General features: G+C 65.0%; 22 protein-coding genes, 1 other RNA gene and 1 pseudogene. 11 read left to right on the top strand and 13 right to left on the bottom strand.

Going from position 1 to position 22,749, the window contains the following annotated elements:
- Nucleotides 1-86: 86 nt before the first annotated feature.
- From E4K65_RS21770 to E4K65_RS21755, 4 genes are all read right to left on the bottom strand, one after another.
- Nucleotides 87-1,601 carry a tripartite tricarboxylate transporter permease gene (locus E4K65_RS21770; RefSeq protein ID WP_027544749.1) on the bottom strand — a complete coding sequence of 505 codons (1,515 nt, stop codon included), beginning with the start codon at nt 1,599-1,601 and terminating at the stop codon, nt 87-89.
- A gap of 7 nt (nt 1,602-1,608) precedes the next feature.
- On the bottom strand, nt 1,609-2,370 hold the full coding sequence (locus tag E4K65_RS21765; RefSeq protein ID WP_135175917.1) for a tripartite tricarboxylate transporter TctB family protein: 762 nt from the start codon (nt 2,368-2,370) through the stop codon (nt 1,609-1,611).
- A gap of 94 nt (nt 2,371-2,464) precedes the next feature.
- Nucleotides 2,465-2,995, bottom strand: a complete 531-nt coding sequence (locus E4K65_RS21760) for a chromate transporter (protein WP_135175916.1) — start codon at nt 2,993-2,995, stop codon at nt 2,465-2,467.
- Complete coding sequence (locus E4K65_RS21755) at nt 2,992-3,597, bottom strand: chromate transporter (RefSeq protein ID WP_135175915.1); 606 nt, start codon at nt 3,595-3,597, stop codon at nt 2,992-2,994. The genes E4K65_RS21760 and E4K65_RS21755 overlap by 4 nt, the downstream gene beginning before the upstream one ends.
- An 84-nt stretch (nt 3,598-3,681) precedes the next feature.
- Here E4K65_RS21755 and ssrA point away from each other — a divergent pair.
- The 7 genes from ssrA to feoB all read left to right on the top strand — a co-directional run bounded on the left by ssrA (nt 3,682) and on the right by feoB (nt 9,220).
- Nucleotides 3,682-4,049, top strand: a transfer-messenger RNA (tmRNA) gene (gene ssrA / locus E4K65_RS21750).
- Between the two features lie 114 nt (nt 4,050-4,163).
- A complete protein-coding gene (locus E4K65_RS21745) occupies nt 4,164-4,682 on the top strand; it encodes an SspB family protein (RefSeq protein WP_027544745.1) in 519 nt (172 codons plus the stop codon).
- 89 nt (nt 4,683-4,771) lie between these two features.
- A complete protein-coding gene (fumC, locus tag E4K65_RS21740; protein WP_135175957.1) occupies nt 4,772-6,205 on the top strand; it encodes a class II fumarate hydratase in 1,434 nt (477 codons plus the stop codon).
- 278 nt (nt 6,206-6,483) lie between these two features.
- Nucleotides 6,484-6,672 (top strand): DUF4169 family protein, encoded by a 189-nt coding sequence (locus tag E4K65_RS21735; protein ID WP_092185375.1) that lies wholly within the window; start codon nt 6,484-6,486, stop codon nt 6,670-6,672.
- Nucleotides 6,669-6,920: a ribbon-helix-helix domain-containing protein gene (locus E4K65_RS21730; RefSeq protein ID WP_018640860.1), complete on the top strand. Its 252-nt coding sequence runs from the start codon at nt 6,669-6,671 to the stop codon at nt 6,918-6,920. Before E4K65_RS21735 ends, E4K65_RS21730 begins: the two co-directional genes overlap by 4 nt.
- Before the next feature lie 115 nt (nt 6,921-7,035).
- A complete protein-coding gene (locus E4K65_RS21725; protein WP_011089262.1) occupies nt 7,036-7,311 on the top strand; it encodes a FeoA family protein in 276 nt (91 codons plus the stop codon).
- A 37-nt stretch (nt 7,312-7,348) separates the two neighbouring features.
- A complete protein-coding gene (gene feoB / locus E4K65_RS21720) occupies nt 7,349-9,220 on the top strand; it encodes a ferrous iron transporter B (RefSeq protein ID WP_135175914.1) in 1,872 nt (623 codons plus the stop codon).
- Nucleotides 9,221-9,526: 306 nt separating this feature from the next.
- On the opposite strand, the gene E4K65_RS21715 is transcribed toward feoB, so the two are convergent.
- Nucleotides 9,527-10,282 (bottom strand): outer membrane protein, encoded by a 756-nt coding sequence (locus E4K65_RS21715; protein ID WP_167771027.1) that lies wholly within the window; start codon nt 10,280-10,282, stop codon nt 9,527-9,529.
- A gap of 619 nt (nt 10,283-10,901) precedes the next feature.
- Here E4K65_RS21715 and E4K65_RS21705 point away from each other — a divergent pair.
- A complete protein-coding gene (locus E4K65_RS21705; RefSeq protein ID WP_135175911.1) occupies nt 10,902-11,399 on the top strand; it encodes a GNAT family N-acetyltransferase in 498 nt (165 codons plus the stop codon).
- Between the two features lie 13 nt (nt 11,400-11,412).
- On the opposite strand, the gene E4K65_RS21700 is transcribed toward E4K65_RS21705, so the two are convergent.
- From E4K65_RS21700 to E4K65_RS21690, 3 genes are all read right to left on the bottom strand, one after another.
- Entirely contained in the window at nt 11,413-11,898 is a 486-nt protein-coding gene (locus E4K65_RS21700) for a YkgB family protein (RefSeq protein WP_135175956.1), read from the bottom strand.
- 173 nt (nt 11,899-12,071) lie between these two features.
- Nucleotides 12,072-12,500 (bottom strand): universal stress protein, encoded by a 429-nt coding sequence (locus tag E4K65_RS21695; RefSeq protein ID WP_135175910.1) that lies wholly within the window; start codon nt 12,498-12,500, stop codon nt 12,072-12,074.
- A gap of 166 nt (nt 12,501-12,666) precedes the next feature.
- Nucleotides 12,667-13,293: a TetR/AcrR family transcriptional regulator gene (locus E4K65_RS21690; RefSeq protein WP_135175909.1), complete on the bottom strand. Its 627-nt coding sequence runs from the start codon at nt 13,291-13,293 to the stop codon at nt 12,667-12,669.
- Nucleotides 13,294-13,392: 99 nt separating this feature from the next.
- Here E4K65_RS21690 and E4K65_RS21685 point away from each other — a divergent pair, with 99 nt between their 5' ends.
- Nucleotides 13,393-14,130: an SDR family oxidoreductase gene (locus E4K65_RS21685; RefSeq protein ID WP_135175908.1), complete on the top strand. Its 738-nt coding sequence runs from the start codon at nt 13,393-13,395 to the stop codon at nt 14,128-14,130.
- A gap of 307 nt (nt 14,131-14,437) precedes the next feature.
- On the opposite strand, the gene E4K65_RS21675 is transcribed toward E4K65_RS21685, so the two are convergent.
- The 4 genes from E4K65_RS21675 to E4K65_RS21660 all read right to left on the bottom strand — a co-directional run bounded on the left by E4K65_RS21675 (nt 14,438) and on the right by E4K65_RS21660 (nt 21,288).
- Nucleotides 14,438-14,680, bottom strand: coding sequence for a hypothetical protein (locus E4K65_RS21675; protein WP_135175906.1), 243 nt, complete (start codon nt 14,678-14,680; stop codon nt 14,438-14,440).
- A gap of 100 nt (nt 14,681-14,780) precedes the next feature.
- Nucleotides 14,781-15,899 carry a DUF2336 domain-containing protein gene (locus tag E4K65_RS21670; protein WP_167771017.1) on the bottom strand — a complete coding sequence of 373 codons (1,119 nt, stop codon included), beginning with the start codon at nt 15,897-15,899 and terminating at the stop codon, nt 14,781-14,783.
- 378 nt (nt 15,900-16,277) lie between these two features.
- Nucleotides 16,278-19,910, bottom strand: a complete 3,633-nt coding sequence (locus tag E4K65_RS21665; protein ID WP_135175904.1) for an AsmA family protein — start codon at nt 19,908-19,910, stop codon at nt 16,278-16,280.
- 145 nt (nt 19,911-20,055) lie between these two features.
- A complete protein-coding gene (locus E4K65_RS21660; RefSeq protein WP_167771016.1) occupies nt 20,056-21,288 on the bottom strand; it encodes a cytochrome P450 in 1,233 nt (410 codons plus the stop codon).
- A 133-nt stretch (nt 21,289-21,421) separates the two neighbouring features.
- Here E4K65_RS21660 and E4K65_RS21655 point away from each other — a divergent pair, with 133 nt between their 5' ends.
- Nucleotides 21,422-22,033: a TetR/AcrR family transcriptional regulator gene (locus E4K65_RS21655; RefSeq protein WP_135175902.1), complete on the top strand. Its 612-nt coding sequence runs from the start codon at nt 21,422-21,424 to the stop codon at nt 22,031-22,033.
- A gap of 14 nt (nt 22,034-22,047) precedes the next feature.
- Here the strand turns inward: E4K65_RS21655 and E4K65_RS49520 are convergent.
- Nucleotides 22,048-22,197 (bottom strand): annotated as a pseudogene (locus E4K65_RS49520) (EAL domain-containing protein); the annotation flags it as partial.
- A gap of 92 nt (nt 22,198-22,289) precedes the next feature.
- On the opposite strand from E4K65_RS49520, the gene E4K65_RS21645 reads away from it, so the two are divergent.
- Nucleotides 22,290-22,748, top strand: coding sequence for an MAPEG family protein (locus E4K65_RS21645; RefSeq protein WP_283813859.1), 459 nt, complete (start codon nt 22,290-22,292; stop codon nt 22,746-22,748).
- Nucleotide 22,749: the final 1 nt, after the last annotated feature.

Genomic DNA, 22,749 nt, shown 5'->3' with positions numbered 1-22,749 from the left:
GGCCACAAGGGCCGGCATTTTCATGTCACGAAGTCATCACACAAGTCGATTCGACTTCCGAATGCGGCGCGCGGACGCAGGCGCGATCAGTTCTCGGATTCGGTGAACACCTCGTCGCGCTTGGCGCGCAGCGCAGGCAGCACCGTGAGGATCAACAGGCTCGCCGCGATCGCCAGCAGCACTGCTGACAGCGGACGCGTCAGGAACACGCTCCAGTCACCGCGCGAGATCAGCAGTGCGCGGCGCAGGTTCTCTTCCATCAGCGGTCCGAGCACCATGCCGAGCAGCAGCGGGGCCGGCTCGAAATCGTGCTTGATCAGCCAGTAGCCGACGAGACCGAACACGCCGGCGAGGATGACGTCGACCGGCGCGTTGTTCACCGAGTAGATGCCGATCGCGCAGAAGATCACGATCGATGGGAACATCAACCGGTAAGGCACGCGCAGCAGGCGGACCCAGATTCCGACCAGCGGCAGGTTGATGATGATCAGCATCAGGTTGCCGATCCACATCGAGGCGATCATGCCCCAGACGAGATCCGGCTGCTTCTGCATCACTTGCGGACCCGGCACGATGCCATGGATGGTCATCGCGCCCACCATCAGCGCCATCACCGCGTTCGGCGGAATGCCGAGGGTGAGCAGCGGGATGAAGGAGGTCTGCGCCGCCGCGTTGTTGGCGCTCTCCGGCGCCGCCACGCCCTCGATCGCACCGCGGCCGAACCGCGACGGGTTCTTGGCGATCTTCTTCTCGAGCGTATAGGCCGCAAAGGACGCGATCACGGCGCCGCCGCCCGGCAGGATGCCGAGGATCGAGCCGAGCACGGTGCCGCGCAGGATCGCGGGTGCGGAGTCGCGCAGATCCTTCCTGGTCGGCATCAGGCCGGTGATCTTCTGCTGCACGAGGTCGCGGTTCATCTCGGCGCCGGCGTCGAGGTTGCGGATGATCTCGGCAAAGCCGAACACGCCCATCGCTACCGTCGCAAAGCCGAGACCGTCGGCGAGCTCCGGAATGTTGAAGGCCATGCGCGAGGCGCCGGTCTCGATGTCCGAGCCGACCATCGACATGAGCAGGCCGAGCACGATCATCGCGATCGCCTTCAGCACCGAGCCCTTGGCCAGCACGACCGCGAAGATCAGGCCGAGCACCATCAGCGAGAAATACTCGGCCGGGCCGAAGGCCAACGCGAGCTTGGTCAGCGGCGCGCCGAGCACGGCGATGAGCACGGTCGCGACGCAGCCGGCGAAGAACGACCCGATCGCCGCGATCGCCAGCGCCGGGCCGGCACGGCCCTGCTTGGCCATCTGGTGACCGTCGATGGCGGTGACGACCGATGTCGCCTCGCCGGGTATGTTGACCAGGATCGACGTGGTCGAGCCGCCATATTGCGCGCCGTAATAGATGCCGGCGAGCATGATCAGCGCGCCGACCGGCGGCAGTCCGAAGGTGATCGGCAGCAGCATCGCCACGGTTGCGATGGTGCCGATACCAGGGAGAACGCCGACCAGCGTGCCGACGAGGGCGCCGATGAGGCACATCAGGAGGTTGATCGGAGAAAGCGCGACGGCGAAGCCGTGGGCGAGGTTGGCAAAAATATCCATCACGCCCTCACTGGATCAGGAAACGCGGAAACATCGGCATCGGTAACCCGAGCACGTAGGGGAAGAGCAGCGCGCAGCCGAGCGTCAGGCAGGCGCCGACGATGGCAGCCTCCAGCCAGCGCGTCTCGTGCGAACCCATCGCCGCGATCATGAAACTGACGAAGGCGGAGACCACGAGGCCGAGCGGCCGGATCGCCAGGGCGAAGAACACGATCGAGGCCATCACGAACAGCGGCCCGCGCCAGGAATAATGGGCCATCGCCGGCCCGTCGGTCAGAAGGCCGGTCAAGGCGATGCCGGCGGACAAGGCGACCAGCAGCCCGCCGAACATGCGCGGCGCGGTCCCCGCACCGAAGGAGAAGCCGCGCATGCCCTGCAAATCGCTCGAGGCCCACAGCGCGAACAGCGCGAGCGCCATCAGAATGACGCCACCGACATAATCCTGTGCCGACCGGATGGCCATGAACAGGGAGACGATGGCTACCGCAAGGATCGGGTAGGAATAGATCAGCGCCAGCAGAACGTCGGATGACGCCTTCTTGGTCTCACCGCCGACCGATCCGATCAGTACCGCGGGAGCACCCGCGACCAGCGCGGTGGCGTGGCTGATCAGAACGGTGGCCGGACCGCGTCCCGCGCCCCAGCCAAAAATCGTCCCGATCGACCAGATGAATTCGAATATCTGCGGCGCAATGGCCAGCAGACAAAAGCCGAGCGCCACCGAGGTGTTTCGGGTGGCTGTCGCTGAGTGGCCCATCGTATCGGCCATGCATGTCTCCTCCGCGACCCGTAAGTCACGCGCAGTGTTGTTCTAATCGGCTGGAAATGGATCCCTCGCCCGGATCACTGCCTAGCGATTTTCATTACACAATGCCAGCAAAACCCATCAAGCCGCCGGCGAGCAGGAGCCATAGTGGATTGATGCGCGAGACCGCTGCGAGCACCGCAACCATCGCGGTCAGAAGCACCGCAGCAATCGTGCGATCGGTCGCTTGGGCCAGGATCAGGGCACTCGCCGCCATCAATCCGATCGAGAGCGGAACCAATGCAGCCTGGATCAGGCCGGGCCAGCGCGATTGGCTCGGCCGGTTCAAGAGCCGGCCGACATAATAGGCAACCAGCGCGGTCGGCAGGCACATCGCCAGCGTCGCTGCCAGCGCGCCGGGGATGCCGGCGACCGCATAGCCGATTAACGTCACGATAAGCACGTTCGGACCTGGCGAGAGCTGCGCGATCGCATAGGCATCCGTGAACTGCTTGTCGGTCATCCAGTGATGCACATCGACCGCGATGCGGTGCATCTCGGGCACCGCGGCCGCAGCGCCGCCGACCGCGAACAGCGACATCAGGGCAAAGGTGGAGATCAGCGCCCAGATCGGGTTCTCGGCGTTCACGCTGCTACCTTCCGCCGCAGGAAGAAGGTGGCGCCGACACTCACGGGGATCGCTACCAGCAGCACCGCCTGGAGCGGCAGGCGAAGCACGCCGATGGCGAGGAACACGCCGAGCATCAGGATGAGCGCAACCGCGTCCATCCGCTTGAGCAGCGGCGTCATCATGCGGAAGACCACCGCGATCAGCAGGCCGACCGCCGCACAGGAGATGCCCGCGAGGATGCGGCGAAGCACCTCCACATCGCCGAACCGGGCGTAGACGATCGCAAGCACGGTCATGATCAGCGTCGGCGGCAGCAGCAGCCCGGCAAAGGCGGCAATGCCGCCCGCAATTCCGCGCAGCCGCGCGCCGAAGACCATCGACAGATTGACGATGTTGGGGCCGGGCAGGAAATGGCAGAGCGCGAAGGTTTCGTTGAACTCGTCCGCCGTCATCCAGCGGTGCTGCTCGACGATCGCCCGCCGGGCAAACACCAGGACCCCGCCGAAACCGGCCAGGGACATCCGGGCGAAGGCCACGAACAGCGCGGCCAGGCTGGGCGGAGGGCCGCCGGCTGCGGCACGATCCGGCTCTTGGGCGGCCGGTGCTGAATCCGTGGACATGTCAGAAGCTTAGAACGCGGGCCGCCGCGTGGCCAAGACCGTCCGGAACCTATCCAAAGGGAACCGCGCCATGCCCGCCCCAAACCCCTGTCTTTCTAAACCTTTGCCCCCTATATTGGGGGTGCCGGTTCGCCGGCTATGGAAATAAACGGTCGTCGTAATAAACCATTCGGACCCGGGGGCGGTACCCGGCGCCTCCACCAAAGCCCACCCACGGGCGAGCCCTAGAAGCGGGTTTTGGCGGGGGCGAAATAGGATCGACGAGGGCGTAAAGGGCGTGCTTTTTCCCGGTATTGTTCCGCCGTTATCGGGCTACTGCAATAGTTGCCAACGACAACTTTGCTCCGGTTGCTCAGGCTGCGTAACGCAGTTTGAAAGACCATCTTAAAGTCCTAACGGGTTAAGCTCCGTTAGGCGGGGTTCGGAGGCACCTGGCAACAGAAGCCTCCACTTACCTTTGATTTCCTCCCCGGCGGGGACTCCTGCTGACCCGTCAGGCGCGGTACTATTGCGACTTGGCGAGTCGGGCCGGCAGGGCCCAACTCCTGGAATGCAACAGGACCACCATGGCGACCGATCATATCCGATACGATGTGCTGGCCCGCGACGCGCTGCGCGGCGTGCTGCGGAAGGTGCTGACCGACGCCGCGTCCCATGGACTGCCGGGCGAGCATCATTTCTTCATCACCTTCGTGTCGAAGGCCGAGGGCGTAAAGCTGTCGTCGCGCCTGTTGGCGCAATATCCGGAAGAGATGACGATCATCCTGCAGCACCAGTTCTGGGATCTGACCGTGCTCGAGGACCGCTTCGAGGTCGGCCTGTCGTTCGGCGGCATTCCGGAGCGGCTGATCGTGCCGTTCAGCGCCATCAAGAGCTTCCTCGATCCGTCCGTGAAGTTCGGCCTCCAGTTCGACACGTCCGACGTCGCCGAGGTCGTGCCGGAGACGTTGCCCGCGGCCCCTGCCCCTTCGGCCGTGTCGGTGCCCGCGCCCGCCCTGGAAAAGGCGGAGACCGCGGAAGAGCCGACCCCGCCGAGCCAGGGCGGCGCCGAAGTCGTGCGGCTCGATCGTTTCCGCAAGAAATGATCTAGGCTGCCGCGCGAGACCTCGCGCCCGGCCAGACTGCCTATATAGAAGAGCACATGAAGAGGCCGCGCGGCATTTCGCGCGGCGGAATGGATGTGCTCATGGCCAAAGCTGCCCGCTCGAAGACCGCCCGCCCCGCGACCCGCATCGAGACCGACAGTTTCGGTCCCATCGAGGTCCCCTCCGATCGCTATTGGGGGGCACAGACCGAGCGCTCGCGGCAGAATTTCCGCATCGGCACGGATCGCATGCCGATTTCGCTCGTGCATGCGCTCGGCATCGTCAAGCTCGCCGCGGCGCAGTCCAACCGCGAACTCGGCCTGCTCGACCAGCGCCGGGCCAACGCCATCATCCGCGCCGCGCGCGAGGTGATCGACGGCGGCCTCGACGATCATTTTCCGCTCGTCGTGTGGCAGACCGGCTCGGGCACGCAGACCAACATGAACCTCAACGAGGTGATCGCCAACCGCGCCAATGAGCTGCTCGGCGGCGAGCTCGGCGCCAAGAAGCCGGTGCATCCCAACGATCACGTCAACATGAGCCAGTCCTCGAACGACTCGTTCCCCACCGCAATGCACATCGCGGCCGCAAGCCGCATCACCGCCGATCTCGTTCCCGCCCTTGGCGAGCTGCTCCGCGCGCTGCGCAAGAAGGAGAAGGAGTTTTCCAGGATCGTGAAGATCGGCCGTACTCATACGCAGGACGCGACGCCCCTGACGCTCGGCCAGGAATTTTCCGGCTATGCCGCGCAGGTCGAAAGCGGCATCGCCCGGCTCAAGGTCGCGGTGAAGGAGCTCTATCCGCTGGCGCAGGGCGGCACTGCCGTCGGCACCGGCCTCAACTCGAAGCCGCGCTTTGCAAGACTGTTCGCAAGGCACGTCGCCGGGATCACCAAACTGCCCTTCACCAGCGCCGCCAACAAATTCGAGGCGCTGGCCTCGAACGACGCCTATGTGCTGGCGCACGGCGCCATCAATTCGGTCGCGACAGGGCTGTTCAAGATCGCCAACGACATCCGCCTGCTCGGATCGGGCCCGCGCTCGGGCCTCGGCGAGCTGATCCTGCCGGAGAACGAGCCGGGCTCCTCGATCATGCCGGGCAAGGTCAATCCGACGCAATGCGAGGCGATGACCATGGTGTGCTGCCAGGTGTTCGGCAATCACACCGCGATCACGGTCGCCGGCAGCCAGGGTCATTTCGAGCTCAACGTCTACAAGCCCGTGCTGGCCTACAACATGCTGCACTCCATCCGCCTGATGGCCGACGCCGCACGCTCCTTCACCGAACATTGCGTCAGCGGCATCCGCGCCGACGAAAAGCGCATAAGTGAGCTGATGCAGCGCTCGCTCATGCTGGTGACCGCGCTTGCCCCGAAAATCGGCTACGACAACGCCGCCAAGGTGGCCAAGACGGCCCATGCCAACGGCACCACGCTGAAGGAGGAGGCGCTGCGGCTCGGCTTCGTCTCGGCCGACGAATTCGACCGTCTGGTGCGCCCGGAGAAGATGACCAGCCCCGGATAGGATTCCGAATTCCGATAGTCATCCGTAGTGATACGGGCGCTCAACCGGCAGAATTATGCGGCTTTGGGGACGGGATTTGATTACCGTCAATGTTGCGGCGGAACGCCGTGTTACGCAGCTCTTCTGCCCTAGACAGGGCGAAATTCATTGTTTGATGGCCCGAAGGGCCGATTGACGAGGGCAAGCGAATGACGATCAAGTCTTGTCGGGTGCGATGCGGCACCCTGTTTCTGAAAGTTTCATCCTGCCTGAAGAGGATCGGATGATGGAGACGCGGCATGGGGAACGTCATCAACCTGAATCGTTTCCGGAAGCGCGCCGAGCGGGAAGCCTCGGCGAAGCAGGCGGACGCCAATCGGGCGAAGTTCGGCCGCACGAAGGCGGAGCGGTCGGCGGAGGAGACGCGCGCGGACAGGGCGAAGGAGCACCTGGATCAGCATCAGATCGATCGCGAGGAGCAGCCATGAAATCGCCCGTCGTGAAACGGTCGATCGTCGTCGCCGGTCACAAGACCAGCGTCAGCCTGGAAGAGGCGTTCTGGAACGGCATGAAGGAGATTTCGGGCCTGCGCAACATGACGCTGTCCGAGCTCGTCGGCGAGATCGACGGCAATCGCCAGCAGGGCAATCTGTCCTCGGCGATCCGCCTGTTCGTGCTGGACTACTTCAAGAGCCGCGCCATGGCCGCCCAGCCGGACAAGGTCCCGGCCCAGTAGCCGACGAGGCGTCTTTTCGACCCGCCAGGGCGGCCGCACTTTAAAATCACTCTAAGGTGCAGCTTCCGCCGACCGGCGCGCTTGACCTCAATGCCCTGCGTTGAAAATACAGGGCATGACCGACACCAATGATACGCGCCCTCACATGCCGCTGGGTCTGGCCCTGCGCGGCTATACCGGCGTCATCCAGCACCTGTCCGCCCGGGACACCGGTTCGGCGCTCTCGGACATCGAGCTCGAGAGCCGGCTGATCGAGCTCGGCTTCGTCGAGGGGGCCCGGGTCGAGGTCCTGCACGAGGGGCTGGTCGGGCGCGACCCCATCGCCGTGCGGGTCGACAGCATCACGATCGCGGTCCGCCGGCGCGAAGCCATGGCCATCATCGTCGCCTAGATAGCGACCGGACGCCGCATCCCGGACCAGTGATCCCATGGAATTACCCCTGCTGCATCTCGCCCTGGTCGGCACGCCAAACAGCGGCAAGACCTCGCTGTTCAATGCCCTGACCGGCAGCCGGCAGAAGGTCGCGAACTATCCGGGCGTCACCGTCGAGCGCAAGGAAGGCTTCTTCGTCACGCCCCAGGGACGCCAGGTCTCGGTGGTCGACCTGCCCGGCACCTATTCGCTGCGCGGCCGCAGCCCGGACGAGGAGATCACCCGCGACTTCGTGCTCGGCAAGGCCTCCGGCGAGACGGTGCCCGACCTCGTGCTGTGCGTGGCCGATTCCACCAATCTGCGCCTGACCATCCGCCTGTTGCTGGAGCTCAAGCGCACCGGCCGGCCGATGATCCTCGTGCTCAACATGTTCGACATCGCCACGCGCCGCGGCATCACTGTCGACGTCGAGCGGCTCGCCAAGGAGCTCGGCGTGCCCGTGGTCACCTCGATCGCGGTGCGCAAAGGCGGCACGGCCGATCTGTTGACGCTGACCGATGAGATCTCGGCCAGGCTCGCCGCCGAGCCGGCCGAGAACAACTGGCGCGCGCTCAGCGTGGCCGAATTGCGCTCCACCCAGCGCGAGGCCGACCGCATCATCGCCGATTGCGTCAGCCTCCCGAGCCGGCCCGACACCTGGACCGCGCGGATCGACGCGGTGGTGCTGCATCCCGTCGGCGGGCTGATCGTGCTGGCGCTGATCCTGTTCGTGATGTTCCAGGCGGTGTTCGCCTGGGCGCAGCCGCTGATGGACCTGCTCAAATCAGGCTTCGACGTGCTCGGCGAACTCGTACACGACACCCTGCCCGCCGGCCTGCTGCAGAGTTTTCTGCAGAACGGCGTAATCTCCGGCGTCGGCAGCGTCATAGTGTTCCTGCCGCAGATCATCCTCATCTTCCTGTTCATCCTGCTGCTGGAAGATTTCGGCTATATGGCGCGCGCCGCCTTCCTGATGGACCGCATCATGGGCGGCGCCGGCCTGCACGGCCGCGCCTTCATTCCGCTGCTGTCGAGCTTTGCCTGCGCCATTCCCGGCATCATGGCGACGCGCGTGATCGACAACAAGCGCGACCGGCTGACCACGATCCTGATCGCGCCGCTGATGACCTGCTCGGCGCGCATCCCGGTCTACACGCTGATCATCTCCGCCTTCATTCCGGCCAGGGACGTCTGGGGCTTCATCAACCTCCAGGGCCTCGTGATGTTCGGCCTCTACGTCGCCGGCATCACCAGCGCGCTTCTCGTCTCGTTCCTGATAAAATTCTTCATGCTGCGCGACTACGCGCCGGCGCCGTTCATGCTGGAGCTGCCGGACTACAAGATGCCGCGCCTGAAATCGATCGCGATCGGCGTCTACACGCGCGCGAAGATGTTTTTGCACCGCGCCGGCACCACGATCTTCTCGATGATGGTGCTGATCTGGTTCCTGGCCTCGTTCCCGCAGCCGCCTGCTGGCGCGACCGAACCCGCCATCAACTTCAGCCTAGCGGCGATCATTGGCAAGGCGCTCGAGCCGCTGCTCGCCCCAGTCGGCTTCAACTGGCAGATCGCGGTCGCGCTGATCCCCGGCATGGCGGCGCGCGAGGTCGCAGTCGCAGCGCTCGGCACCGTCTATGCGATCGAAGGCGGCAAGGAAGCGGCCGAGCAGATCGGCCAGGTGCTGGCGACGAAATGGTCGCTCGCGACCGCGCTGTCGATGCTGGCCTGGTACATCTTCGCCCCGCAATGCGCCTCGACGCTGGCCGTGATCCGGCGCGAGACTGGAAGCTGGCGATGGATGGCGGTGACCTTCACCTACATGCTGGTGCTGGCCTATGCCGCAAGCCTCGTGACCTACAACGTCGCGGTGGCGCTGGGAGCGGGATAGCCCCCTCGAAGCTAAAAACTGAGAAAACAACCCCATGCACAGTAGACCGGGGTCGTGAAATCAATAGCTTACGAATTATCCGAATTCGCTTGAGCCGTCGGGCAAACACCGGCATGATGGCATCATCGGGAAGCGTCCGCTAACGATTGATCGCGGCCCGCATCCTCGAACAAGTCCGCACAATTCACCCGCGCCTGGCCTTGCGACATCGCAGGAATTGATGCCGGACCTCCATCGTTTTCTTCGGCTTCCCATGAAAAGGCCCCGGTCGATGCCGGGGCCTGAGTTCACCGGGAAGACACACACTCAATAGCGAGCAGCGACCGGAGCACCGAAACCACCGAAGCGGTAGTTCAACCGAAGCGTAACCATGTCCACATCCTGGCTGATCCCGCTGCCGGTGAGCGTGAACCCGCCGGGCGTGACCAGGCCTGCGAAGCCGAAATTGTCGCGTCCCATCCAGAGATGGTCGTACTCGATACCGACCGACCAGTTCGGCGCAAAACCATATTCCCAGCCGACACCCAGGGCGCCGCCCCAGCGCGTGTGACCTGCCGAAGCCAGTCCGACGCCGGTGACGTTGTTGAATATATCGAATCGATTGCGGGTCACGGCGGCGCCGCCCTTCACGTAGAACAGCGAAGCGTTCCATGCCCAACCGAGCTGGGCCGTGAACAGCCCAATGCCGTCGGTCTTGCCTGTGGTCGAGATCAACGGATCGATCAGGCTGACGCGCGTGTGCTTGATATCGGCCCAATCGCCCTGAGCTTCCAGACCAAGCACAAACTGATTGGTTTGCCACCGGTACCCGATCTGTCCACCGACGAGACCACCGGAGCGATCGACGCAGCCATCTGCGACCGTCCCAGCAGGCGTTACGAAGTCGACGCAACCATGGCTTTGCCCCCAGCCACCGTTGGCCCCGATGTAGAATCCGCTCCAGTTGTAGATCGCCACCACTGGTGCCGGCGGCGGCGCCTTGACGGCCATGTCGGCCGCCATGGCCGGAGCCGCCATACTCAGTGCTACGAAGCCGATCGCAGCAGTCGAAAACTTCCTCATGGTCTCGTCCCCTTTTTTGCTCTTTCGTTTGAATTCGCCGTCTCGTCCAAAAATGAGCACCCATGCTGGGACTAGGGTGCATAAGGTTCGCGAATGTGAGAAACTTTACGCGGGCAGGAGTCTCGAAACCCGTATCAAAATGGCAACACCCAAGCGCCATCTCTATGCACCGTAGCGTGCTTAGTCGGTGCTCGACGCTTCTGGCGGAAGAGGGCGCCCATCGTCTCCGAGCCACGCATGGATATCTGACGCCGGAATGAGCCGCCTCGGAACGTGAGGATTGATCGTACCTGCAAAAACAGAGAGGCCTTCATCGAGCTTTGCGCGCGCGAACAACTTAGCTTCGTCCTCGGTCGCGAACGTCCGCGTCTCGCGCGGACTGCGCTGCCTCGGCAAAACGCCCCGCTGTCGAATTTCAAAGCTGACGTACCAGGTCGGGATCATCGCACCTGTCAACCTGTGAGCCTCGAAGTCGGGTTGTGGCGCGATCGTCATCCGCGTATTTGATGCAGATCAAACCCCGCGCGTCGCACCGGCGATCGGGAGGTCGAGTAAAACGTCGGCAGGACGGTATCGTCGGCGCAACAATCGATGCTCACTTCGAACGCGGCTAACCTCATTGGATCACTTCCGCACCAACAGACTGACCGCCGAGAAACTGCGCGACGATGATCTCGCAGACCTCGTCGCGCTCCATCTCGATGCCGAGGTGTCGCGCTATCTCGGCGGGGTGCGGGCGCCCGACGTCACGCAGACCTATCTCGCCGCCAACATGGCCCATTGGGACCAGCACGGCTTCGGGCTCTGGGCGCTGCGAACGAAAGACGGAGAATTCGCCGGACGGGCGGGCATCAGGCACATTCTCGTTGACGGCATCGACGAGATCGAGATTGCCTACACGTTCAAACGCGACCTCTGGGGCCAGGGACTTGCGAGCGAGATCGCGGCGGCGCTGACGCATATCGGGCTGTCGCAGCTTGCGCTGCCGTCGCTCATCGGCCTGGTGCTCGTCGGGAACGCTGCCTCCCGCCGCGTGCTGGAGAAATCGAACTACATTCTGGAAAAGAGCACGACGCATCACGGCGAGGACGTCGTGATCTACCGCATCAGGCGGTGAGCGACCCCAACGCTCAGCCGGTGCGCAGCCGAATGACCGATCGCGGCAGTGACGCCAGAAACAACACGGCGCAGACACACAGCAAGACGATGTCCTTGAACAGGAATTCGCCGGCCAAATTCCACGCCATGGGATCGGTTGAAAGGCTCCATGTGACGACGCCCGGCGTCGTGAAGAAGAACGACCATGTGATCGCGAAGGTCACCATGCCCATGAATGAACCGATAGCGGACAAGACCGGACTGAACGCGCCAGCCACCAGCAACGCCGCAATCACGAATTCAGCAACACCGAGAACATAGGCCTCTCCCCTCAGGCCGAATATCGACAGCCAGGAGATGAACGGACTGTTGCTGATGAACTGGGCGATGCCCTGCGCGGATTGCAGTGTGAACTTCTGCATTCCGAACGACACGAATATGATCACCATGACCCAGCGGAGAATGGCGAGCGGACGATAAGAACCGCCGCCATTCTCGGCGACGTTGAATCCCTTCATGCGACGATTTCTCCCCGGCTTGCACAGCATCTGTTGGTGAACGAAACGTTCGCTACAGGCCGTACGGAGGGGAGCGTCGGTCGTTACATTCGGAGCGAGGTTCCGCTCATCACAGCTGCGTGCAATGCGCGTGTCCGTGGCGAGCGAGCACTCTGGCACCGGGTCCGCAACGTTCACTGACAAATCAGTACGGGGGTTTTCGCGTGCGCCAGCACCTTGTTTGTCACACTACCGATGAGAAGCATGGAGAGTCCGCTGCGCCCATGGGATGACATAACGATGAGATCGCAACCTTTATTCTCGGCTGCTGCGATGATGGCTTGATGGGGTTGCCCGTCCTCCACTTGAATCAGTTCGCAGGAGACGCCAGCCTCCCTGGCCGCATTTGCCGCGCGATCCAACGCGCTCGTGGCCTGTTCCTTGCGCAGCTCGGCATATGTTGCGACCGCTTCACGGAACCGCCCTGTCATTTCTGAAAACGGCTCCACAACGAAGATGAGAGATACTTTGGCACCAAGGGATTTCGCCAGCGCCAACCCATGCGCCACTCCATGCTCCGCCAGCTCCGACCCATCTGTCGGAATGAGAATATGCCGGTACATGCTTCACCTCCCGCCGGTCTGGACGTATCGCCGCCTTCCGAAGGCAAGCTTGGCCCGCGTTTTGGATTCGATCTTGAGATAGATCAAACTCTCGGCCCAACGCGCCGTGACCCGGATGTCGGCGTTGGCGCACATCGGACGGGCGATGGCCCGTTGCGTCGTCGCACTATGGGCGAGAAGCCGCCGAGACTGACGCAGGACTCCTGTCGCCCGGCCACGCGGCCATGGCCGCCTTGGCTGCGCCTCTCAACTCCTCAGGCGTGGCGCCGTCCTTGGCCTGGATGGCCATCCCCTGGAAGACGCTGAGGTAGAACCGGCTCAGGGCATCGATGTCCGTCGCAGCGGGCAGCTCGCCATTGGCGACCGCCCCTTCGATCCGAGCGCGCAGATTGGCGAGCATGTCGAGGCGGACCTTTTTGATCGCGCGGGCGATTGTCGCCGGCCATTCGTCGCTGACGGCGCCCAGCACGGCCATGCAGCCGGCCGGCGCCGTGCGCGATTTCGGCAGGGTCTCGGTCGCCCCGATCAAGAGGTTCTCGACGCCGGCACGCGCGGTTTTTCCCTCCGTGAGCTTGTCCCACACGGGAGGTCCCTGGGTCAGCACGTAATGCTCGATCGCCGCAAGATAGAGCGCCTCCTTGCTCTCGAAGGCCGCATAGAGGCTCGGCGAGCGGACCCCCATGGCCTCGCAGAGGTCCTGCATCGAGGCCGCCTCGAACCCCTTGCGCCAGAACAGGAACATGGCGGCTTCGAGTGCCGCCTCGCGGTCAAATTCTCGTGGTCGTCCCGCCATCGCAGCTCTTTCTGTAATGATCAACACATAATTGGCTTGACGCGGCCGATCAAGTCTCCACATATTCTGTGTCGATCGTTACAGAATTGGAGAGATCAGATGACGCTGGCAGGAAAACGGGCCCTGGTGACGGGCGCAAGCAGGGGTATTGGTGCGGCCATTGCGAAAGCCCTCGCCGCCGAAGGCGCGGACGTAGCAATCACCTATGAGAAGTCCGCAGACAGCGCCGCCAGGGTGGTTGACGCCATCAAGGCCGGCGGACGCAAAGCCGTTGCGATCCAGGCCGACAGCGCGGATGTCGCCGCCGTCCAGGCCTCGGTCGAAAAGACCGTCGCGGCGCTGGGCGGGCTCGATATTCTGGTCAACAACGCCGGAATTCTTCGCCTGGGCGGCCTCAACGACATTTCGCTTGGAGATATCGATGCGCTGCTGAACGTCAACGTCCGTTCGCCGATCGTCGCGAGCAAAGCCGCGCTGCGCCACCTTGGCAAGGGCGGCCGCATCATCACCATCGGCAGCGATTTCGCCGACCGTGTGCCTTCGCCGGTGCTCGGCGTCTACGCGGCGTCGAAGTCGGCCCTTGCCGCGTTCACCAAGGCACTGGCGCGCGAGGTCGGCCCGAGGGACGTCACCGTCAACCTCATCCAGCCAGGCTCGATCGACACCGACATGAATCCTGCCAGCGGCCCGACAGCGGAGACGTTGAAGCAGTTCATGGCGCTCGGCCGGTACGGCGCGACGGATGACATCGCCAATGCGGTTGCGTTCCTGGCGAGCGCGAAGGCCAAATACATCACCGGCTCGACATTGACCGTTGACGGCGGTGCGAACGCGTAAAGTATTTTCGAGCTACGTCGCTCTTAGCGCGTCATGTGCCGACCGAAGAAGCAATGACGGCGCCCCAGACTTCGTCATTGCGAGCTTAGCGAAGCAATCCAGGCTCTTTCCGCGAAGTCGGTCTGGATTGCTTCGTCGCAAGGGCTCCTCGAAATGACGACGTGGAAGCAGCTCGTAGGGTAGGCAAAGCCACCGGGTCGCGCGGATGCGCGCCCGATGACAGGCTCCGCGTGCCCACCACGCCTCGCGACGAATGCAGATCGATGGTGGGCACGGCGCAAGTGCGCCTTTGCCCACCTACGAAGGGTTACCTGAAATACCCCAGCACGAGATCGATATCCGAGCTGCCCGCCACGGTGCCGTTCAGCTCGGCGTCGATGACGCGGCGGCAGGCTTCGATGGCGGCGTGGTCGCCGAGATCGTTGGCGGCTTCCAGCACGAGCCAGGCGGCGTCGACCGAGGCCTTGTCCGGAGCTCCGCCGCCGACATCGGGGGCGAAGGCGTTGTTGAGGTTCTTCTTGCGAACGGCGGTGCCGAATTGAGGCAACATTTGCAAATACTCCCCTGCCAATTCCGGGATGATGCTCGGTGAGCCTGCTCAGTGGACCTGCTTAGTGAGCTTGCTCAGTGGACTTGCTCAGTGGACTTTCTCAGTGGACTTGGAGTTCGGGCTGACGGCCCGCATCGGCACCCGCGCCGGTCTTGCGCGACTGGTAGAACTTCAGGATGCTGCGCGAGGTCTCGCTCTTGAGCCGGCCGAACTCGCGCTCATTGTCCTGGAGCTCACGCGCGGTGATCAGATGATCCTTGGCGCCGAGGAACAACAGCGACATCGTCGTGTCCCAGGAGAAGTTCAGCGCCTTGCACAGCACCAGGATCATTTCGCGGTTGCGGTCCATCAGCGCGCGCTCGATCACGTCGACCGGCAGCGCCGACAGCAGCGACAGGCCGATCTGCACCTCGTCGAAGCGGTGCTGGCGGGCATAGTTGGAGATCGAATCCTGGTTGAGGTTGCCCTGGCGGTACTGCGTCGTCACCACGCGCTTGGCGACGAAGTAGCTGCGCGAGGACGGGCCGAACTTGGATTGCAGGTCGCCGGTGACCTCGGTCACCGAGCTCTGGATCTGCGCCATCATCTCGGGGCGCTCGCTCTCGAGCCGGCGGCGGACGTCTTCCGATGCTTTCGAGATCAGCTGCTGGAAGATGTGGCGCGGCACGTCCTTGCGCAGGCCAAGCTGCTCGGCAAGAATCGAATCGCCCTCGGCGCGGCGGACCATGTGCAGCAGGCCCGAGCCAGAGAAGCGCGCGCCCTCGTTCTTGGCGACCGACGTCACGACCTCCTGGTCGCCGCGCTTGACCAGCACGTCGGTCACGGCCTCGCCGATCGACTGGCGCTGGGCAATCGCGAGCAGATGCGACTGGCTCTTGGTCAGGGCGCTCTCGACCAGCATCTTCTCGTCGATGCGGGTGGAGTCACGCAGCACCGGGCCGGCGACCGCGATCTCGTCGTCGAGAGCGAGCTGTTCGATGACGTTGAGCGGGGCGTGATCGCAGGCCGCCATCAATTCGGACAGCTGCGTCCGCGCGGCAACCTCGATCTCGTCGGCGAGCCGGCCGATGACCTCGCCGAACATGCTGATCTCGTCGTCGCTGTAGCGGCCGGTGATCAGGATGTCGGTCGCATGCCACAGCGCGCGTGCCCGGCTCTCGTCGGTGCCGCGCGCGATCGCGTCGTCCAGATCCTGTAGAAGCGATTTCGCCCCGTTCATGTCGATCACCCCAGTTCTTGGTCGTTCTTTGGCGAGCCATCCCGCCTGTGTTGGCGCGACGCCGAATTCCTCTGGCAACCGACACTAGGGATCAAACGCGAGAATCCGGTAAAGTCGGCAGATCAGTTTTGCAGACGAGAATTCATTCAAATGCGAGCGAATGGGTTTACCGGCGGGCAAGCGCTGCCCCGACGCCCGCGGTTGCGGCAGCACACGGGCTTATGGTTCGAGACGCGCCGTGAGGCGGCGCTCCTCACTATGAGGGTCTGGGATTTCACCGCGAAACAAGACCTCATCCTGTGAGGAGCTCGCCAACAGCGGGCGTCTCGAAGGATGCGCCGCGAGGAGACTGCCCGCAGGCTGTTCGAATGCGCGCCCTTACGGGTTCGACGGCGTCAGCACCAGCGGCGGCTTCGGCTTGGGCCTTGCGGGCGCAGGGCCCGGCGCCGGCCTCACCTCGATCGGCGGCGGCAAGGGCGCGACCTGCTGGCTTGCGAGCGGCGGGCTTGGCGCCGCGGGAGCGGCCTGCGGCGGCTTCGGCATCGGCGCGGCCTTTGGCTCGAGCTTGGCCTTGGGCGGCGCGCGGCGCGGATCGCGGCCGGGCATCGGCACGTCCTGCAGCGACGGCTCCGGCGCGGGGTCGGGCGAGACCAGCGTCGGCAGCGCCGCGGTCGCCGGCGGCGGCTCGCCGCGCTCGATGGCATCGAGCCGGCGCGTCTCGCGATCGATCGTGCGCACCGCGAGCCATGAGGACAGCGGCCCAAGATCGACGGTGCGATTGAGCTTGTCGGGGGGGCCCGCCGCGAACAACTGGATTTCCGGCGGTGCACCCGAGAGCCCGGTCATGATCGGCGTCAGGCTGGCGCGGATGTCGGCCTGGTCGGCGGGAATGTCGTAGCCGCCGGAGACGATGGCGCGGGCGTTCTTCGCCTCCAGCGGCGTGGCGCCAACGCGCAGCCGTCCGTCGCGGATCGTGAACGGGATCTGCGCCGAGGCGACCGCAATGGGACCCGCCGCCAGCGCGGGCTCGACGAGCTGCCGCAGCCTGTTGTCGTCGGCGACCTGGCCGCCGTCGCTGGCGCGGATGGCGATCTCGAAGGCACGCGGGTTGAGGCCACTGATTTCCGCAGACTCCAGCGTCACCGTGCCGTTGCCGGCGAGCGCGCCGGTCAACGCCGCGACGCTGCGGCCCTGGCTGGTCAGGGCCATCTGCACCGAGGCCCGTCCCTTGGGCAAAGCGAGATCGCGGTAGCGCAGCGTGGTCGCATCGACATTGCTGAGCTCGATACGGGCGTTCAGCGCAATGCCACCCGCGCCATTGCGCGCGTCAAAGCTCGCCGACATCTCGCCGCCGCCGACGCCGCCCTTCAGCGCATCGAGCGCGAGCGACTGGCCGTCGCTCCGGATCGTCCCGCCGAAGGGACGCAGCTCGACGCCGCCCGGCAGCGTGCCGCGCAACGCCTGAAAGGCGATGCGGCCGCGCCAGCCACCGAGGAGCCCCGCGCTCAGCGGCTCGCCGGCGTCGCGGCCCGCAGCGCCAATGGCCACCGCAAGCGTGGGCACAAGATCGAGCGAGTCGAGGCCGACTTCGCCGTCGACGCTCTTCTCCTGGTCGAGCGTCACCGCCAGACGGCCGCGCAGATGCGAGCCGGCCGCGCTGCTGTCGAGATCGTCGAAGGTCAGTCGATTGCCTGATAGCGCGACGCGGGACGACAGGCTGACGGTCCGCGCCGATTTGTCGGCCGGGCCGGTCCCGAACAGCGGCGCGAGGTTGACGTTGCGCACGCGCAGATTCACGGACGCCTTTGGCTCCGGCGCGGACAATTCGACGCTGCCCTGCGCGTCGGCGTCCAGCCCGCCGCCGCTCAGCTTTGCGTTCAATTGCAGCGGACGGCGCCAGGCGCCGCTTAACCGGCCTTCGAACTGCGAGGTGCCCTCGGCTGCGGCCACCATGCGGTCGAGACCGAGCAGGGCCAGCAGCGCGCCGGCCTGCGGGGTCGACAGTTTCGAATCGAGCGTGAAGTCGCTGTTGCGCAGGCGGTCGATGTCGATGCCGTTGACGGCCGCCACCGGCGTCTGTGCGGCCAGCGTCACGGTGGCCTTGAGCTGCGGCGCGTCGAGATCGAACACGGCGCGGGCGTCGCTGCGATCGGCATGCTCGGCGTTCTTGTCGAGGCTCAAATCGAGCTTCAGGCGGGTCGCACCGGGCAGCGGCGCGATGGCATCGAAGCGTGCGCGCACCGACGGCGCAAACGGCTCGATTAGCGCGGTGAGCTCGCGCAGCGAATTGGCCGAGGATTTCAGCGCGAGCTTGCCGGTGGCTTTGGTGCGGTCGAAGCTGCCGCTCGCCTCGGTGGTCACGCCGCTGGTCTGGCCGAACCGCAACTGCTCCAGCGACAGCGACGCCGGATTGTAGCCGAGCTTCGCCGCAAACGGCCGCAGCTCCTGGCCGGCGGAGATCGCACGGCCGACATCGAGCGAGAGCTTTGCCTCCTCCGGCCATTCGCCTTGCGGCCCGCCGAGCGCGCGGACAAAACTCGCGGCGGCGTCGAGATCGAGACGGTCGGCCTTGAGCTCGGCATCGATCCGCGAGCCCTTGCTCGCGCCGGTCTGAACGAAAGAAATTCGTCCCTCGACGGCGCCGCCTTCGATGTCGGCCTTCAGCCTGTCGATGGCGAGATGGTTGGCGGCAATCGTCACGTCGCCGGCAAGGCGCAGCGGCCGGGTGCTGCGGCGGTTGACCTCGTTGCGGCCCTGGAGCCAGGCCACCAGCGTATCAGGATCGGAGGATTCGACGCTGAGCCGGCCGCTGAAACTGTCGGCGCCGGGCGCCGCACCGTTCAGCGAGAGCTGCGTCATGCCGGGCGCGCGCAGCTCGAGCCGCTGGAACGTCCAGGACCGGCCATCGGTCTTGAGCTCGGCCGCAATGTTCTGGAGCGGACGGCCGCCCAGCATGATCTGGTCGGAGTTGAACTCGATCTGCGCCGGAATCGGCGCCTGCGGGATGACGGCAAGGCCGGCGCGCAGCGCCGGCAGGATGCGCAGCGGCTCGGCATCGTCCTTGCCGGCCAGCTTGTCGGCATCGAACTGGCGCGCCGACAGCACCGCGCGCAGCAGCGGCGAGGCGCCGAACTTGAGGTCGCCGACGCCGCCGGCTTTCAACGCGTTGTCCTCGGCGCCAAAGCTCGCGTCGATCTGGTCGAATTTGGCGCCGGCGGGATCGGCCTTGAGTTTTGCGGTGAGCTTCCAGGGCGTCGGCCCGGCCTCGCCTGCCTTCTTCGCCGCCGGCACCGCGATCGTCAGCGCGCCGTCGAATTTCGGCAGGCGGTTGTCGAAGGCGAGCACGCCTTCGAGATCGGCGAGGATGGCGCGCTGGCCGGGATCGATGTTGAGGTGGAGACGGGTGGCGCTGCCGTCAGCGCTCGGGCCGGAGGAGATGCGGAACGGGTAGCGCACCCCGGAGGCGGTGAAACTGCCGTCGCCCCGCACCGAGCCGGCCAGCGAGCGGACGTCGCCGGAGAAGGCGATGTCGCTCAGCTCCAGCGTCGCGCGGCTTGAGGCATCGTGCAGGGCGATGCGGCCGGTGAGATTGAGGCGCTCGATCGCCAGCGAAGCCAGATTGAAGGTGCCGCTCGCGGTGGAGGGCAAATCGACCCGTCCCCTGGCGTCGAGGCCGAGATCGACCGCCATGCCATTGACGGTCAGCTCGGTGGCGCGCCATTCGCCGCGCATCAGCGAGGAGAGGCTGAATTCGACGTCGAGCTTGTCGGCGCGCAGGCGGCCGGGATCGTTGTTGCCGCCGAGCGTGACCGAACGCAGCCGCAGCGTCGGCGCCGGCAGCAGCCGGGCGTCGAGCTCGCCCGCCACCCGCACCGGCACGCCGATGATCCGGCCTGCCTCCGCCTCGAACTGGGGCCTGAACTGGTTCCAGTCGATGAAGTAGGGCCCGATCAGCGCGGCCAGAAGCGCAATGATGAAGGCAATCGCCAATCCGAGCAGCGTCGTCTGCACGGGTCTCCCCTCGGCCAAATCGGCATCCGGGCCAAACCTTGCCCCTTGGAAGGCTTCAGGCGCGCCGGAACAGCCCCTTATATAGGGGGAAGTGTGGCGAAGTCACAGCGACTGTTGCGCGCGGAGGTTAACGCGTGGCGCCGCCTCACCAGCTCGCCGGCAAGCTCTTCAGGCCGCGCAGCACGAAGGTCGGCCGCCATTCCGGGTTCTCGACGTCGTCGATGCGCAGATCCGGCAGCCGGCGCAGGAGCGTCGCGATGGCGATCTCGGCCTCGATCCGCGCCAATTGGGCCCCCAGGCAGAAGTGGATGCCGCCGCCGAACGACAGCGGCTTGACGTTGGGACGGGTGACGTCGAGCCGGTCGGGGCGATCGGGGTAGACCGCCGGATCGCGGTTGGCCGAGCCGAGCAGGCAGAGCACGGTCTCGCCCTTGGGGATTTTCTTGCCGCCGAGATCGTCGATGTCCTCGAGCGTGACGCGCCCGGTCATCTGCACCGAAGAATCGTAGCGCAGGAACTCCTCGATCGCATTGACGATCAGCTCCGGCCGCGCCTTGAGCAGCGCAAGCTGGTCCGGGTTGCGATGCAGCGCGAGCAGGCCGTTGCCGATCAGATTGACGGTGGTCTCATGGCCGGCGCCGAACAACAGGATGATGTTGGCGGTCAGCTCCTCGTTGGTGAGCTTGTTGCCGTCTTCCTCGGCCTGCACCAGCTGCGTGGTGAGGTCGTCGGCGGGATTTTTGCGGCGCAGCTCGAACAGCTGCTGGAAATACATCTGCGCCATCATGTTGCCGGCGTTGCCCTTCGCGATCTCCTCCGGCGTGAGCGGCACGGGGTCGAGCAGCCGCCCGCCGTCGCGCGAGCTCTTGTAGAAGACCTCGCGATGGTCCTCGGGGATGCCGAGCATGTCGCAGATGATGGTGACGGGCAGGCGGAAGGCGAAATCCTCGATCAGGTCCATGTGGCCGCGGTCGATCACGGCATCGATGGCCTCATCGACGATCTGCTGGATGCGCGGCCGCATGTCCTCGACCCGGCGCGCGGTGAAGGCTTTTACGACGAGGCCGCGCAGGCGGGTGTGATCCGGAGGATCAGACTGCAGCATCCAGTGGCTCATGCTGCGGAACACCGGCTCGTCCATGATCTTTTCGCTGTAACGGCGCTTGGAGCGCTCGACGAAATCCTTGCCGAAGCGCTTGTCGCGCATCACGAGGCTGACATCGGCGTGGCGACTTGCGACGAACTGGCCGAACGGCGTCACGTGGATCGGATCGATCGCGCGCAGCCGTTCGTAATGCGGATAGGGATTGCGGATGAAGTCCGGCGACAGCGGGTTGAACAGCGGATCGCCGCCGGCGGGTTGCGCTTGCTCGTTCATGGTGACCTCAAGTCGGTTGCCGCATGACACGAATACGCCGGCAGCCCCCGGCTTGCGCGGCGTAACCATCCCCTAGAAATTATCAACTCGATACATTGTTGTATCGAGTTGCATTCTGCCCTAAACTGGTCCGATGTCAAGGGTGAGAACCAGGCCGACCAGGGACGATACGCGCGACAAGCTGTTCGAGGCGGCCGCGCGGGTGTTCGAGGCAGACGGCATCGGCGGCGCCAGCATCGAGGCGATCGCGGCCGCCGCCGGCTTCACCCGCGGCGCGTTCTATTCCAACTTCAACAGCAAGGACGAGCTGATCATCGCCATGCTCGAAGACCATGTCGCGCAGTCGATCCGGCGCAACATGGACATCCTCGCACAGCACGACAATCTCGACGATTTCATCGCGGCGCTGCGGACGATGGACCGCAGCCGGCAGGATCCGCTCGGCCGCTCCCCCCTCCTCCACATGGAGATGATCCTCTACGTCGCGCGCGCCGAGAAGCGGCGTCCCGAACTTGCAAAACGCCTGCGCGCGCGGCGCAAGCTGATCGCCGACATCGTCGAGGCGACGTTGAAGGGCAACGGCCGGAACGACAATCTGAACCCGCCCTGGATGGCCTCCGTCGTGCTGGCGCTGGAAGACGGCTTCCGCCTGCACCGGCTGATCGATCCGGAGACGACGCCGGCGGACAGCTTTCTGCGCGCGATCACGGATTTGCGGCGGAGGACGGGGTTGGCGGCGGGGTGAGGTGGCTGGGGAAACGCGGGCGCGTAGAGAAAGCCCTGCACAACGTCGCAACCGAGCTCGGCCAGCCATTTGCGCTGCGCCCCGGTCTCGACGCCTTCGGCGACGACGGTCATGCCGAGGCCCTGCCCCACGCGCACCACGGCGGTGGCGTTCGCGAGCGCGCCGGGCTATACGCGGACTGGTGACGTCCTTTGCTTGCTGGCGACGCGGTCGCGCATGTCACGTGGAAACGTCAGAGGGGGCCAGATTGGACCGAATGAGTCTTCACGATCCCCTTTTCGCCACCTATGCCGTTGCCGCCACCCTGATGATCCTGAAGGCCGTGGCGATGTCATGGCTGACCGTGATCCGGATGGTGCAAGCCAAGGGGGGCTACCGTTCGCCGGAGGATATCAAGAAGACCCCAATGAATCCTGCGCCGGATCCAGCGCAGCTTCTTCCCAACGAACGTGTCGAGCGGATCCGCCGGATCCAGATGAACGATCTCGAGAGCTTGCCGTACTTCCTGGTCGCGGGCCTGCTCTATATCCTCACACAGCCGTCGCTGCGGCTCGCGCAGTGGCTGCTCTACGGCTACGTTGCCTCACGCCTGCTGCATTTTCTGGCCTATCTCACCGGGCAAATCCACGAAATTCGCGCGACGCTGTGGACGGTCGGTTCGCTCATCCTCATCTTCATGACCGGTCGCACGCTTCTCGTTGCACTCGGCGCTTGAC

It is taken from the genome of Bradyrhizobium niftali, from assembly GCF_004571025.1.
Classification (GTDB): domain Bacteria; phylum Pseudomonadota; class Alphaproteobacteria; order Rhizobiales; family Xanthobacteraceae; genus Bradyrhizobium; species Bradyrhizobium niftali.
Note: the sequence above shows the minus strand (reverse complement) of the source record. Positions and strands in the feature narration are given on the sequence as shown.

Bases quoted from the DNA above. Each gene is read 5' to 3' on its own strand.
- E4K65_RS21770 (WP_027544749.1), bottom strand. From the start codon at position 1,601: ATGGATATTTTTGCCAACCTCGCCCACGGCTTCGCCGTCGCGCTTTCT.
- E4K65_RS21765 (WP_135175917.1), bottom strand. From the start codon at position 2,370: ATGGCCGATACGATGGGCCACTCAGCGACAGCCACCCGAAACACCTCG.
- E4K65_RS21755 (WP_135175915.1), bottom strand. From the start codon at position 3,597: ATGTCCACGGATTCAGCACCGGCCGCCCAAGAGCCGGATCGTGCCGCA.
- E4K65_RS21745 (WP_027544745.1), top strand. From the start codon at position 4,164: ATGGCGACCGATCATATCCGATACGATGTGCTGGCCCGCGACGCGCTG.
- fumC (WP_135175957.1), top strand. From the start codon at position 4,772: ATGGATGTGCTCATGGCCAAAGCTGCCCGCTCGAAGACCGCCCGCCCC.
- E4K65_RS21735 (WP_092185375.1), top strand. From the start codon at position 6,484: ATGGGGAACGTCATCAACCTGAATCGTTTCCGGAAGCGCGCCGAGCGG.
- E4K65_RS21730 (WP_018640860.1), top strand. From the start codon at position 6,669: ATGAAATCGCCCGTCGTGAAACGGTCGATCGTCGTCGCCGGTCACAAG.
- E4K65_RS21725 (WP_011089262.1), top strand. From the start codon at position 7,036: ATGACCGACACCAATGATACGCGCCCTCACATGCCGCTGGGTCTGGCC.
- feoB (WP_135175914.1), top strand. From the start codon at position 7,349: ATGGAATTACCCCTGCTGCATCTCGCCCTGGTCGGCACGCCAAACAGC.
- E4K65_RS21715 (WP_167771027.1), bottom strand. From the start codon at position 10,282: ATGAGGAAGTTTTCGACTGCTGCGATCGGCTTCGTAGCACTGAGTATG.
- E4K65_RS21700 (WP_135175956.1), bottom strand. From the start codon at position 11,898: ATGAAGGGATTCAACGTCGCCGAGAATGGCGGCGGTTCTTATCGTCCG.
- E4K65_RS21695 (WP_135175910.1), bottom strand. From the start codon at position 12,500: ATGTACCGGCATATTCTCATTCCGACAGATGGGTCGGAGCTGGCGGAG.
- E4K65_RS21690 (WP_135175909.1), bottom strand. From the start codon at position 13,293: ATGGCGGGACGACCACGAGAATTTGACCGCGAGGCGGCACTCGAAGCC.
- E4K65_RS21685 (WP_135175908.1), top strand. From the start codon at position 13,393: ATGACGCTGGCAGGAAAACGGGCCCTGGTGACGGGCGCAAGCAGGGGT.
- E4K65_RS21675 (WP_135175906.1), bottom strand. From the start codon at position 14,680: ATGTTGCCTCAATTCGGCACCGCCGTTCGCAAGAAGAACCTCAACAAC.
- E4K65_RS21670 (WP_167771017.1), bottom strand. From the start codon at position 15,899: ATGAACGGGGCGAAATCGCTTCTACAGGATCTGGACGACGCGATCGCG.
- E4K65_RS21660 (WP_167771016.1), bottom strand. From the start codon at position 21,288: ATGAACGAGCAAGCGCAACCCGCCGGCGGCGATCCGCTGTTCAACCCG.
- E4K65_RS21655 (WP_135175902.1), top strand. From the start codon at position 21,422: ATGTCAAGGGTGAGAACCAGGCCGACCAGGGACGATACGCGCGACAAG.
- E4K65_RS21645 (WP_283813859.1), top strand. From the start codon at position 22,290: ATGAGTCTTCACGATCCCCTTTTCGCCACCTATGCCGTTGCCGCCACC.